Genomic DNA, 11,944 nt, shown 5'->3' on the forward strand with positions numbered 1-11,944 from the left:
CAAACTGCACCCGAAGTGACTGGCGCGCCTGCGCAAAGCCAGGAACTGAGCCTGGTCGGCGCACTGCGCGCCAATATGCGCGATTACGGCCTGCTGCTGGCGCTGATCCTGATCATGCTGTTCTTCCAGTATTTCACCAATGGCGTGCTGTTCAAGCCGGTGAACCTGACCAATATCATCCTGCAGAACAGCTATATCATCGTGATGGCGCTGGGCATGTTGCTGGTCATTGTGGCCGGTCATATCGATCTGTCGGTCGGCTCGGTGTCCGGTTTCGTCGGCGCTCTGGCGGCCATGTTGATGGTGGGATGGAAATTCCCACCAGAGCTGGCGTTTCTGGCCAATCCCATCGTTGCAGGGGCAATATGTCTGGTGGCCGGGGCAGCCATCGGCGCAGCGCAGGGCTATATCATCGCCTATCACCGGGTGCCGGCCTTCATCGTGACGCTGGCAGGCATGCTGATCTTCAAGGGCCTGTCGCTGGCCATTCTGGCCGGCAAGTCGGTTGGTCCGTTCCCGGCCGAATTCCAGATGTTGTCGGCAGGCTTCATTCCGGACCTGATCGGGCCGACCGTGCTGCCGATCCTGGCGGAGAACGGCAAGCCGGTGGCGTTGCACACGACGACCATGGTGATCGCAATCCTCGCCATTGTCGGCATGGTGTTCTTCTCGATCCGCACCCGCAGCCGTCGCATGGCCCGCGGCTATGCCGTCGAGCCGTTCAGCCTCTTCGTGATCAAGAACGTCGTTATCACCGCAATGGTGCTGTTCTTTGCCTATATGCTTGCGTCCTATCGCGGCCTGCCCAATGTGCTGGTGGTGATGGGCATTCTGATCGCGGGCTTTGTGTTCCTGACCAAGCGCATGACCTTCGGCCGCCGCATTTATGCGCTGGGTGGCAATCTCAAGGCTGCCTCGCTCTCAGGCATCAAGACCGAGCGGACGACGTTCTATATCTTCGCCATCATGGGGGCGCTGGCCGCGCTCGCCGGCATGATCTATGCGGCGCGCCTCAATTCGGCGACGCCGAAGGCCGGGCAGGGGCTGGAGCTCGACGTGATCGCGGCCGTGTTCATCGGCGGCGCCTCGGCGCTGGGTGGTGTTGGCCAGGTGGCCGGCGCAGTGATCGGCGCCTTCATCATGGGTGTGATGAACAACGGCATGTCGATCATGGGCGTCAACATCGACTGGCAGCAGATGATCAAGGGCGTGGTGCTGCTCGCCGCCGTGTTCTTCGATCTCTACAACAAGAACCGTTCAGCCTGAGATCCTGTGGACGCAGGTATAGGCGAAGGCCGTCGGAGCGATCCGGCGGCCTTTTTTTTATTTGGCCGCTTCGCCGCGGCAGCAGGCCTCGATGTTATTGCCGTCGGGATCGAGAACGAAGGCGCCATAATAGTCCCCGGCGCCTTCGCGGGGGCCGGGGGCGCCATGGTCGGTGCCGCCATTGGCGAGGGCGGCCTCGTAAAAGGCGTGGACCATGGCCTTGTCCCGGGCCTGGAAGGCGATATGCATCTGGTTGATGCCGGCGCGGGAGCCTTCGGTCCAGTAGCTGGGGCGCAGCGTGCCGATCCAGAGATAGGGGATGGGCTCGGCGGCGCTTTTGCCGAAGAGGAAGGACTGCTCGCTGTTGGAAATGGTCTGGAGGTCGAGCGCGGCCGCGATGGCGTCATAAAAGCGGCGGGCGCTGGCGAGATCGGTGACGACGATGCCGGTGTGATCGAGCATGGCGAAAACTCCTTGGCAGCAGAAACGAGCGCTCTTCCGACTGGTTCCGGCGCGGCGCTATTGCAGGTTCTGCGGAACGCCGTCGGCGATGTCGTAATAATCGCCCTTGTCGGCGACGAAGATATGCAGCGCCAGCTTGGTGTGGGTGGGGCCATCGAAGGCGCCCATGAAGATGCCGATCCAGTCCCGGCCGATGGGATCGAAGAAAAGCGCGGAGCCGCAAGTGCCGCAGAAGCCGCGGCGGACATGTTCGGAGGATTGATACCAGCGCACCTCGTCCTCGCCGGTGATGGTCACCTCGGATCTGAGAACATCGGTGCCCGCTTCATAATGGCCGGTCTGCTTGCGGCACTTGGTGCAGTGGCAGGCGGTGGGCGGGGAAAGGTCTCCGGCGACGGAGAAGCGGACTTTGCCGCAAAGGCAGGACCCGTGGTGCATTTTCAAACCCTCCCAAAAAGCCGGGCGCACAGGGTTTCCCATGTGCGCCCGGATGGCAAGGCTATTCCGCCGGGGCGGGCGTGGCTGTCGGCAGATCCGGGTCAGGGCCGGTCGCGGTTTCCGCAGCGTCGAGTTCACGCTCGAGGCGGGCTTCCTCGTGGGCTTTGGGCTTGGAGAAGCGGGCAAGGAGCAGATAGGCCACCGGGGTCAGGTAAAGCGTGGCAATGGCCGCGAAGGACAGGCCGCCAACGATGACCCAGCCGAGTGCCGCGCGGGCTTCGGCGCCGGCACCAGAGGCCAGCACCAGCGGCAGGCCGCCGAGGATGGTGGCGATCATGGTCATGATCACGGGGCGGAGACGGATGTTGGAGGCCTGTTCGATGGCCTCGCGCACCGGCATGCCCCGATCGCGCAGCTGATTGGCAAATTCGACGATGAGGATGCCGTTCTTGGCCATGATGCCGACGACGAGCACAAGCCCGATCTGGCTGAAGATGTTCAGACTCCCGCCGGTGAGCAGGATCGCCCAGACACCTGCCGCCAGACCGAAGGGCACGGTAGCCATGACGATGATGGCGCTCCAGAAACTCTCGAACTGGGCGGCGAGCACCAGAAGGATGATGATCAGCGCAAAGCCGAAGGTGAGGAAGAGCGCGTTGTTGGCGGCGCCCAGCGTCTTGGCTTCGGCCATTGGCAGGATCGAGGTGCCTTCGGGCAGGAGCGGGGTGGCGACTTCGAGGAGGCGGTTATAGGCGTCACCGAGCGCCAGACCATCTTCGAGGCTGGCCGAGACGGTGACGGCACGACGCTGTTCCTCGCGGCGGAGCGAGGGCGGCACCGCGGCCTCGGTGAGGGTCGCAATGGTCGACATCGGCACATAGCGGCCGTCGCCGGTGCGCACGAACAGGGTTTCGAGGTCGCGCGGGTCATTCACCGGGTTGGTGGTGGAGACCATGCGAACCGAATAGCTCTGGTCGTTGATGAAGATGGAGCCGACATTGGCGCCATCGATCATGGCCTGCATGGTGGTAGCGAGGCCATTGATGTCGATGCCGAGTGCGGAGGCGCGGGCGCGATCAACGGTGAGGGTCAGCTGTGGCTGGCTGGTATCGAAATTGACACTGACGCGGCCAAAGCCACCGTCCTCTTCAAGGGCGTCGGCGATGGTTTGGGCCGTGTCGGCCAGAACGGTATAGTCCGAACCGGCGACGGCAAACTGCAGACCCGAGCCACCGCCACGAATGCCCAGGCTATTGCCCTGGCTGACAAAGGCACGCACGCCGGGGACCTGGGCCATGAGGCCGGTGATTTCCGAGGCGATCTGCTGCTGGCTGCGTTCACGTTCGCCCCAGGGCGCAAGGGTGAGGGTGAGGAAGCCGCCGCTGCCCCAGCCGGAAATGACGAAGATGGATGCCACCTCGCCGCTCTCGACATAGGGCTGGAGCATGGATTCGACCTGGCCGAGGCGGGTCCGGACGAAGTCGAGGCTGACGGTGTTTGGCGCCGAGACGCGCAGCGAGATCTGTGAGCGATCTTCGGGCGGCGTGATTTCCTGGCGGATATTGCCCCAGACATAGACGGCCGAGGCGGCAAAGATCATCGAGACGACGATGACCACCAGCGGATTGCGGAGGGACAGGCTGAGGGTCGAGCGATAAAGGCCTGAAAAGAGTTTACCGACGGCTGCGAAGGGCCCGCCGCCATGGGTTTTGGTTTCGGATTTGAGGAGGCGCGAGGCGACCATGGGGCCCATGGAGAGCGCAACCACCGAAGAGAGCAGAACGGCGATGGCGAGAGTGAAGCCGAACTCGCGGAAGAGGCGCCCCGTCTGACCATCAAGGAAGGACAGCGGCACAAAGACGGCCGCAAGCGTCAGCGTGGTGGCGACGACGGCGAAGAACACTTCCTTGGTGCCGAGCACGGCGGCGGCGCGGGGACCGGCACCCATGCCCTTGCGGCGCACGATGTTTTCAAGAACCACGATAGCGTCGTCGACGACGAGGCCGGTGGCGAGAACCAGCGCCAAGAGAGTGATGATATTGAGCGAGAAGCCGGCCACATACATGCCCGCAACGGCGCCGAGCAGGGCGATGGGCATGGAGATGGCCGGCACGATGATGGCGCGCCAATCGAGCAGGAAGAGGTAGACGATGGCGATAACGATGACGAGGGCCGCGATAAGCGCGATCTCCACCTCGTGCAGCGCGCCTTCGATGAAGACCGCCTCGTCGCTCGACACTTTCAGGGTCACGCCCGGGGGCAGGGTCTGATTGAGGCTTTCGACGGCGGCGTGGACGGCGTGGGAGATCGAGACGGCGTTGGACTGGGCCTGACGCACAATGCCGAGCCCGATGCCCGGCTTGCCATCGGAACGGATGGCCGAGGTGCTGGCCGCGGCGTCGAACACCACCGTGGCAACGTCGCCGAGGCGGGTGCGGTCGCGAATGATGATGGCTTCGAAATCAGCCGGATCGGTGATTTCGGAAATGGCGCGAACGGAAATGTTCTGGTTGGGGCCGTTGATCGAGCCGGCAGGGGCGTCGAAGGCAATGGTGGAAAGCGCATTGCGCACGTCGGCAACGGTGAGGCCGCGGCTGGCCAGCTTGATCGGGTCGATATCGACCTCGAAGGCGGTGCTGCGCGTGCCATAGATCTGGACTTCAGCAACGCCTTCGACGGCGCTGAGGCGCTCGGAAATGATGCCGTCGACGATTTCGCTGAGCTGGGCGACGGTTAAGCTGTCCGAGGTGACGGACAATTGCATGACGGCCTGGGCGTCACTGTCGGCCTTGAAGATCATCGGCTCGCTGGCGTCCTCCGGCAGGCTCCGGGTGACGCGGCTCAGGGCGTCGCGGACGTCAGAGGTGGCGACGTCTAGATTGGTGCTTTCGGAGAATTCCAGCGTGACGCGGCTGTTGCCGACCGATGAGGACGAGGAAATGGAGGTGACGCCCTGCACGCGGGCGACAGCGCCTTCGACCACGGCGGTGATCTCGCGGTCGACGGTTTCGGCAGCGGCGCCGGAGAAGCTTGTCGAAATGGACAGGACCGGGCTTTCGACGCGCGGCAGTTCGCGGACCTCAATGCCGAGCAGGGCGGCAAGACCTGCCACCACGATCATCGCATTGATGACGATGGCAAGAACCGGGCGGCGGACGAAGAGAGCGGCGAGCGAGCCGCCATTTTCGTTCTTGCTGGCAATCGACATGGCTGGCGTCCCTCTCAGTTCGTCGCTGGGGCGGCGGCCCCGCTGCCATCGGGTCCATCGAGAAGATTGACGTTGGCGCCTTCGCTGAGCTGCAGGATACCCTCGATGATGATCGGATCGCCCTCGTTGAGGTCGCCGCGCACCAGCACGCCGTCGCTGTTGCGCTGGACGATTTCAGCCATGACCTTGGTGGCCTTGCCGTCCTGATATTTCCAGACGTAGGAGCCTTCCGCCGACCACAGAATGGAGAGCGGATTGACGGCGGGGAAGGTTTCGCCAGCGAAGGTGAGCGCGACGGTAAAGCTCATGCCCGAACGCAGGAGAGTGTCGGGATTGGGGATCTCGGCCTGGACCTGAAGCGTGCGGCTGGCCGGATCGATGCGGCTGTCGACCGCCGAGACATCACCGGTGAAGCTGCGGCCCGGCAGGGCGATTGCGGAGACAGCCACGGGCATGCCCGGCTCGATCTGGGCGGCGTAGCGCTCGGGCACCCAGAAATCGATGAGGATGGAGGAGGTGTCGTCGATCGTGGTGATCGCGGTCTGGGCGGAAACGAAATTGCCTGGCGAGACGCGGATCAGGCCGATCGTGCCGGCGATGGGGCTGGTGATGGTGCGACGCTCGAGGGCCATTTCGGCATTGCGCAGGGCGAGCTCGGCATTGGACGCGGCCAGCTGGGCGGCGGAAACCGCCGTGTTGGCGACGACATTGGAACTGGCGAGGCCGGAGGTGCGGGAGAGAGCGGAGCGGGCGTCCTCGGCGGCAAGCAGGGCGCGCTCATAATCGATCTGTTCGGCGGCATCATCGAAGCGGGCGATGATTGTGCCGGCTTCGACGCGCTGGCCCGGACGGACGAGGATTTCGGCAAGCTCGCCACCGGCAGGGGCGGTAACGGTGACCGAACGGACGGGCGTGCCCTCGCCAATGGAGGAGAGGGTGTCGTTGATGGTGGCCAGTTTTACCGCGCTGGTGATGACATTGGTGGTGCGGCCACCGAAGCCGCCGGGGCGACCGCCGCCTGGGGCACCGGCAGCAGGAGGTCCCCCCTGGGCTCCGGCGGGGCCGCGCGGTGCGCCGGCGCCTGGGGCCGCTGCTTCAGCGACGGAGGGGGCAAACGGAATGGAAATGCCCCAGGACGCGACCGTCTGGGGTGCGCTAGGGACGAAATAAAGCCAGGCATAGGCCGCAGCAAGGAGGATGACGAGAGAGACGAGAAGCTGCCGGATCAAACCAGACCTACGAGGTATGCTGAAAACAATGGCGCGACCATAGCAGGGCCGGCGGCCGCTTGGGCATTACAATCGCGTAATTGTTTCGTAGGGGGGGATTTGCGGGGCGGCTAAGGGTTTGGTTGGGGGAGTGACAGGATGGGCCGGGGGCGGGAGGATTCCCTATGGCCGAGCGTGTGGGTCACCCCACCCCAGCCCTCCCCATCGAGGGGAGGGAGCCGATCGCGTTTGGGGAGGGCATCCCCTCCCGGCCTCCCCTGGTCAGGGGGAGGAGAGGCGCAGTGCGTGGGGCGCGATTAGCTTTCGACTTCGGCGTCGGGGCGGGAGCCCCATTCGGCCCAGGAGCCGTCATAAATAGCGACGGATTTTGCGCCGGCGAGGGTGAGCGCCATGGCGAGCGTCGAGGCGGTGACGCCTGAGCCGCAAGAGGTGACGATGGGCTTGGAGAGGTCGACGCCGCGATCGGCAAACAGCGCCTGCAGCTGCTCGACCGGGCGCATCTTGCCGCCCTCGGAGAGGAGGGAAATCGGGATGTTTCGGCTGTTCGGGATGTGCCCGGCGCGCAGGCCTGCACGGGGCTCGGGCACTTCGGCATGAAAGCGCGGCGCCGGACGGGCGTCCAGAATCTGGGCGGCACCATCCTTGCTGCGGGCGTCTACCGTGTCGAAATCAACGACCAGGTCGGCGTTGAAATGCGCCTCGAAGCTTGCCTTGGTGCGGGCGACGAGACCGGTTTCGAGCGGGCGGCGCTCGCTGCGCCATTTGGGGCCGCCGCCTTCGAGGATGAAGACATTTTTCGCGCCGAAGCTGCGGAAGGTCCACCAGACGCGCGGCGCGCTGAAGAGACCGAGCTCGTCATAGATGACGATGGTGTCAGTATCGCTGATCCCCAGCGCCCCGACCATGCGCGAGAAATCGTCGGGCGAGGGCAACATGTGCGGCAGATCGCTCGAGGTATCGGCGATGCCGTCGATGTCGAAGAATACGGCGCCCGGAATGTGTCCGTCGAGATATTCGGCCTGGGCATTGCGGGCCGCGTTCGGCAGGTGCCAGCTGGCATCCACAACCACCACGCTTGGATCGGCAAGGTTTTGGGCCAGCCAGTCGGTGGTGACGAATGGGCTTTGCATGAGCGACTCCGGTTCTCGTTCGGCGCAGGATGGTCCGGCGTTCTGACGGGGTCAAACGGCAAATATGCGGCGGGGCCGGGAAAGCGTGGTCCAGCCGCAGTTTGCGCTCATAAAAGCTGTGCGCTCCTAGTCGGCGAGGGCGAGGAGGTCCTTGGCGGCGAGATGGAGCGTTACGGTGTCGCCGCGCTGGGGTGGGGCTGAAGCCTGATCGTTGAATGTATCGACGCTGAGGGCGGTGCCGCCGACATCGATGCGCAGGCGCACGACCGAGCCGAGGAAGTGGACGTCATCTACCGTGCCCGAGAGCGTGGTGTCGGTTCCGGATCGGGGCGACAGCGAGAGCATTTCCGGACGAATGGCGCGCAGCTCGTCGCCGGGGGCAGCCGCATCGACGAGGGTGGCGGGTACGGTATTGAGCTGGCCGACAAAGGTGGCGACGAAGCGGGTCTTCGGGCGGTTATAGACCTCGTGCGGCGTGCCGAGCTGTTCGATATTGCCCGCGTTCATCACGACGACACGGTCGGAAATGGAGAGGGCCTCTTCCTGATCGTGGGTGACGAAGAGGGTGGTGATGCCCAGATCGCGCTGGATGGCGCGGATCTCCTCGCGCAGCGACACGCGGATCTTGGCGTCGAGCGCCGAAAGCGGTTCGTCGAGCAGCAGGAGGCGCGGGCGGGGCGCGATGGCGCGGGCGAGGGCGACGCGCTGCTGCTGGCCGCCACTCATTTCATAGGGGAAGCGTTTCTCGTAGCCGGAGAGACCGATGAGCTTGAGCATTTCCTCGACGCGGGCGCGACGCTGTTCTGCCGGCATGCCGGCGATCTTGAGGCCGAAGCCGATGTTGTCGCCGACATTGAGGTTGGGGAACAGCGCATAGGCCTGGAAGACCATGCCGAGCTGGCGCTGGTTGGGCTTCAAATGCGTGATGTCCTGACCTTCGACGAGAATGGTGCCGGAGGACGGGGTTTCGAACCCGGCGATCATGCGCAGTATCGTGGTCTTGCCGCAGCCGGAGGGGCCGAGGAGCGAGATGAACTCGCCCTTGTCGAAGGCGAAGTTGACACTCTTGACCACGGTGGTGGCGCCGAAGCTTTTGACGAGATTTTTGACTTCGAGAAAAGCGGTCATGGTCAATCGGTCCGGACGGAGGTGCGGGGGGCAAAACGGCCGAGCACATTGATCATGCCCATGGCGCCCCAGGTGATGATGAAGGAGATGATGGCGAGTGCGGCGGGCTCATAGGCCCGGTTGGTGCCGATATTAACGAGGTAGGGGCCGAAGGCGGGGCGATTGAGCAGGCTCGCAATGGTGAACTCGCCGATGACGATGGCGAAGGTCAGGAAGGCGCCGGAGAGGATGGCCACGAGGATGTTCGGCAGGATGATCTGCCAGATGATCTGCAGCTGATTGGCGCCCATGATCTGGGCGGCCTCGGTGAGAGTGCCGATGTCGATGGTGCGCATGCCATTGTCCACGGCCCGGTACATATAGGGCAGGGCGAGGGTGACATAGGCGCAGGTGAGCAGAATATCCGTGCCCAGCACCGAGCCGGTGAAGGGGATGAACGAGGACGAGCCATAGAGCCGGATATAGCCATAGACCAGCACCAGCGCCGGAATGACCAGCGGCAGGAGCGTGATGAACTCCATGAAGGGGCGGAGCCAGGGCATGCGCAGGCGCACGAAATAGACGGCGGGCACGACGACCAGAATGCCGACGACAATGGTGCAGAGGCCCACGACCACCGAATAGGTGAAGCTCGCCGCGAATTTCGGATCGGAAAAGACCGAGGCATAAGCGTCGAAGGAATATTCGCCGCGGCGCATGCGGAGCGAGAATTCGAACGAAGCCAGGAGCGGAATAAGGAAGTAGGACGCGCCGAGGGCGAAGATCAGCCAGGCCCAGAATTTTTGGCTCTTCATTTCATCCACCTTTCGGCGCGGGCGGCGACAATGAGATAGATCACGTTGGCGAGCGAGGTGATGACGATCATGCCCAGAGCCAGCGCGGCGCCGATGCCTGGGTTTTGGAGGGCATCGCCGCGGATCTGATTGTAGAGCAGCACGGTGACGATGTTGAGGTTCGAGCCGGTCAGCGCCCAGGCGGTGGCGATGGCGCCGAAGGCATTGGCAAAAAGCAGCGAGAGGGTGCCAAGGACCGAGGGCCATAAGATCGGGAAGCCGATATAGCGCCAGAACTGCCAGGTGGAGGCGCCCAGGGTCTGGGCGGCTTCGTTCCATTCTTTCTTGAGACCATCAACTGCCGGCGCGATGGTCAGCATCATCAGCGGGATCTGGAAATAGAGATAGGTGAGCGTGAGGCCCCAGAAGGAGAAGAGGTTGAAGCCCGAGCGGTAGATGTCGATGCCGAAAACGGTCTTGAGAATGATGGTCGCGAGGCCGAGACGGCCCAGGGTGGCGATAAAGGCAAAGGCCAGCGGCACACCGGCGAAGTTGGACGCGACGCCAGAAAAGGTCATGACGGCGGAGCGGAGGGGTGCCGGGAGTTTTCCGCGGATGATGGCGAGCGTGATGGCGAGGCCGATCAGCGCGCCGAGTATGGCTGAAGCGCCGGAGATGCGGATCGAAATCCAATAGGCGGACATGATCTGGTCGGTGAACAGACCCGCAATATTGTCGAATGTGAAATTGCCGGCCCGATCGGTGAAGGCGCCGCCGATGAGCGAGAAGGTCGGCAGGAAGAGGAACATCACAGCGAAGATGATGAAGGGGACGACCGCGAAGGAATCCCAGGGGATGCAGCTTCGGGTTGTGCTTGGAGAAGTACTCATCGTGTCGTGGGAATACCCCCTCCTAGCCTCCCCCTGGCAGGGGGAGGGACCGCGCGGCGTGTGTGGCGCGATGCTGTCTCAAACTCGATATGCTCCTCCCCCTCGTAAGGGGGAGGTTGGGTGGGGGTGGCGCCTAAGCGCTACTGAATGCTGGCGCCGACGGTGGAGTCCCAGCCGCTGGTGATGGTGGCCTTGTTGGCGTTCTGCTCCTCGATGGAGGGGAAGACGGCCTTGGCGTAGTTTTCGGCAGCGGGGAGTTTTGCCATCAGATCGTCGGGGAGCTTGCCCTGATCGGCGAGCGCATTGAAACGGATCGGGTGGCAATAGCCGGCGAGCCAGCCGAGCTGACCTTCGTCGGAATAAAGATATTCCATCCAGAGCTTTGCGGCATTGGGATGAGGCGCATAGGCGGAGATGGCCTGGACGTAGACGCCGGCGACGACGCCGTCGGAGGGCACGACAACGTCGATCGGCGGGTTGCCGTTGAGGTTGTCGCGGGCAGCGAGCAAATTGTAGTCCCAGTTGATGGCGATGGGCGTGGTGCCCTGGGCGATGGCGGCAGCCTCTGCGTCGACAGGAACGAAATTACCCTTGTCGTTCAGCGCCTTGAAATATTCGAGGCCAGCCTGGGCTGCTGCGTCCTGCGCTGCGCCGCCGGAGAGACCGGCTGCAAAGACCGACATGATGGCGTTGTTGGCTGTGCGTGGATCGCCGGCGAGAGCGACGGAATTGGCATAGTCGTCCTTGAGCAGGTCTGCCCAGGAAGCCGGATTGTCGCCGGTGATGATGTCCTTGTTGATGCCGAAGGCGAGCACGCCGTAATAGTCGCCATACCAGAAGCCGTCGGCATCCTTGGCGTCATCGGGGATCTCGTCCCAGGTGGAAACCTTATACGCCTGCAGCAGGCCTTCGTCCTTGGCCTGCGGGCCGAAGGCAAGGCCGATATCCAGCACGTCAGGCGCCTGCGGGCCGGTATTGCCCTTGTTGGCGCGGACGGCTTCGAGCTCGTCTGCAGAGCCGGCGTCCGGATTAAGTTCATTGACGGTGATGCCGGGATATTTGGCCTTAAAACCCTCGATCACGCCGCCGTAATTGCACCAGGAGTGGGGCAGGGCGATTGTGGTCAGCTGGCCCTCGGCCTTGGCGGCTTCATAGAGCGCGTCGAGGTCGGTCTGGGCGAAGGCGGGCGCCGAAAGGCTGAGTACCGTGAGTACGGAAACAGAGGCGGTGAGTGCAGACTTGAAGGTCATTTATGGACTCCCTGAAAAGCGGTCGCGAGCGCTGCGGCCCAGCGAACGGGCGAGGGAGTAGTGGGCGTTGGTGACAGGGCGATGACGGTTCCGTGACTGGGAATGCGGCCCTCCTCATGGCCGAGCATCCCCCGAAATCCGCCAATTGCCTTGTCGAATGCCCGTCCTGG

At 63.7% G+C, this 11,944-nt stretch carries 10 protein-coding genes; 1 reads left to right on the forward strand and 9 read right to left on the reverse strand.

The features are described 5' to 3' along the window. The first annotated feature begins 75 nt into the window (after nt 1-75). Nucleotides 76-1,266, forward strand: coding sequence for a multiple monosaccharide ABC transporter permease (gene mmsB / locus NYQ88_RS05920; RefSeq protein WP_275654856.1), 1,191 nt, complete (start codon nt 76-78; stop codon nt 1,264-1,266). A gap of 57 nt (nt 1,267-1,323) precedes the next feature. Here the strand turns inward: mmsB and NYQ88_RS05925 are convergent, their stop codons facing one another. The 9 genes from NYQ88_RS05925 to NYQ88_RS05965 all read right to left on the reverse strand — a co-directional run bounded on the left by NYQ88_RS05925 (nt 1,324) and on the right by NYQ88_RS05965 (nt 11,774). Next, nucleotides 1,324-1,728: a VOC family protein gene (locus tag NYQ88_RS05925; RefSeq protein ID WP_275654030.1), complete on the reverse strand. Its 405-nt coding sequence runs from the start codon at nt 1,726-1,728 to the stop codon at nt 1,324-1,326. Nucleotides 1,729-1,785: 57 nt separating this feature from the next. Further along, the gene (locus NYQ88_RS05930; protein WP_275654031.1) at nt 1,786-2,166 is read right to left on the reverse strand and encodes a GFA family protein; all 381 of its coding nucleotides are present in this window, start codon (nt 2,164-2,166) and stop codon (nt 1,786-1,788) included. A gap of 61 nt (nt 2,167-2,227) precedes the next feature. Next, complete coding sequence (locus tag NYQ88_RS05935) at nt 2,228-5,374, reverse strand: efflux RND transporter permease subunit (protein ID WP_275654032.1); 3,147 nt, start codon at nt 5,372-5,374, stop codon at nt 2,228-2,230. 14 nt (nt 5,375-5,388) lie between these two features. Continuing rightward, nucleotides 5,389-6,603 carry an efflux RND transporter periplasmic adaptor subunit gene (locus NYQ88_RS05940; RefSeq protein ID WP_275654033.1) on the reverse strand — a complete coding sequence of 405 codons (1,215 nt, stop codon included), beginning with the start codon at nt 6,601-6,603 and terminating at the stop codon, nt 5,389-5,391. A gap of 296 nt (nt 6,604-6,899) precedes the next feature. After that, on the reverse strand, nt 6,900-7,733 hold the full coding sequence (gene sseA / locus NYQ88_RS05945; RefSeq protein WP_275654034.1) for a 3-mercaptopyruvate sulfurtransferase: 834 nt from the start codon (nt 7,731-7,733) through the stop codon (nt 6,900-6,902). 126 nt (nt 7,734-7,859) lie between these two features. Beyond that, the gene (locus NYQ88_RS05950; protein ID WP_275654035.1) at nt 7,860-8,861 is read right to left on the reverse strand and encodes an ABC transporter ATP-binding protein; all 1,002 of its coding nucleotides are present in this window, start codon (nt 8,859-8,861) and stop codon (nt 7,860-7,862) included. A gap of 2 nt (nt 8,862-8,863) precedes the next feature. Next, nucleotides 8,864-9,655: an ABC transporter permease subunit gene (locus NYQ88_RS05955; RefSeq protein ID WP_275654036.1), complete on the reverse strand. Its 792-nt coding sequence runs from the start codon at nt 9,653-9,655 to the stop codon at nt 8,864-8,866. Then, nucleotides 9,652-10,524 carry an ABC transporter permease subunit gene (locus NYQ88_RS05960; protein WP_275654037.1) on the reverse strand — a complete coding sequence of 291 codons (873 nt, stop codon included), beginning with the start codon at nt 10,522-10,524 and terminating at the stop codon, nt 9,652-9,654. Before NYQ88_RS05960 ends, NYQ88_RS05955 begins: the two co-directional genes overlap by 4 nt. A 140-nt stretch (nt 10,525-10,664) precedes the next feature. After that, nucleotides 10,665-11,774 carry an ABC transporter substrate-binding protein gene (locus NYQ88_RS05965; RefSeq protein ID WP_275654038.1) on the reverse strand — a complete coding sequence of 370 codons (1,110 nt, stop codon included), beginning with the start codon at nt 11,772-11,774 and terminating at the stop codon, nt 10,665-10,667. Nucleotides 11,775-11,944: the final 170 nt, after the last annotated feature.

It is taken from the genome of Devosia sp. SD17-2 (assembly GCF_029201565.1).
Classification (GTDB): domain Bacteria; phylum Pseudomonadota; class Alphaproteobacteria; order Rhizobiales; family Devosiaceae; genus Devosia.

Excerpts from the sequence above, each read along its gene's own strand:
- mmsB (WP_275654856.1), top strand. The coding sequence starts at position 76 with ATGCGCGATTACGGCCTGCTGCTGGCGCTGATCCTGATCATGCTGTTC.
- NYQ88_RS05925 (WP_275654030.1), bottom strand. The coding sequence starts at position 1,728 with ATGCTCGATCACACCGGCATCGTCGTCACCGATCTCGCCAGCGCCCGC.
- NYQ88_RS05930 (WP_275654031.1), bottom strand. The coding sequence starts at position 2,166 with ATGCACCACGGGTCCTGCCTTTGCGGCAAAGTCCGCTTCTCCGTCGCC.
- NYQ88_RS05935 (WP_275654032.1), bottom strand. The coding sequence starts at position 5,374 with ATGTCGATTGCCAGCAAGAACGAAAATGGCGGCTCGCTCGCCGCTCTC.
- sseA (WP_275654034.1), bottom strand. The coding sequence starts at position 7,733 with ATGCAAAGCCCATTCGTCACCACCGACTGGCTGGCCCAAAACCTTGCC.
- NYQ88_RS05950 (WP_275654035.1), bottom strand. The coding sequence starts at position 8,861 with ATGACCGCTTTTCTCGAAGTCAAAAATCTCGTCAAAAGCTTCGGCGCC.
- NYQ88_RS05955 (WP_275654036.1), bottom strand. The coding sequence starts at position 9,655 with ATGAAGAGCCAAAAATTCTGGGCCTGGCTGATCTTCGCCCTCGGCGCG.
- NYQ88_RS05960 (WP_275654037.1), bottom strand. The coding sequence starts at position 10,524 with ATGAGTACTTCTCCAAGCACAACCCGAAGCTGCATCCCCTGGGATTCC.
- NYQ88_RS05965 (WP_275654038.1), bottom strand. The coding sequence starts at position 11,774 with ATGACCTTCAAGTCTGCACTCACCGCCTCTGTTTCCGTACTCACGGTA.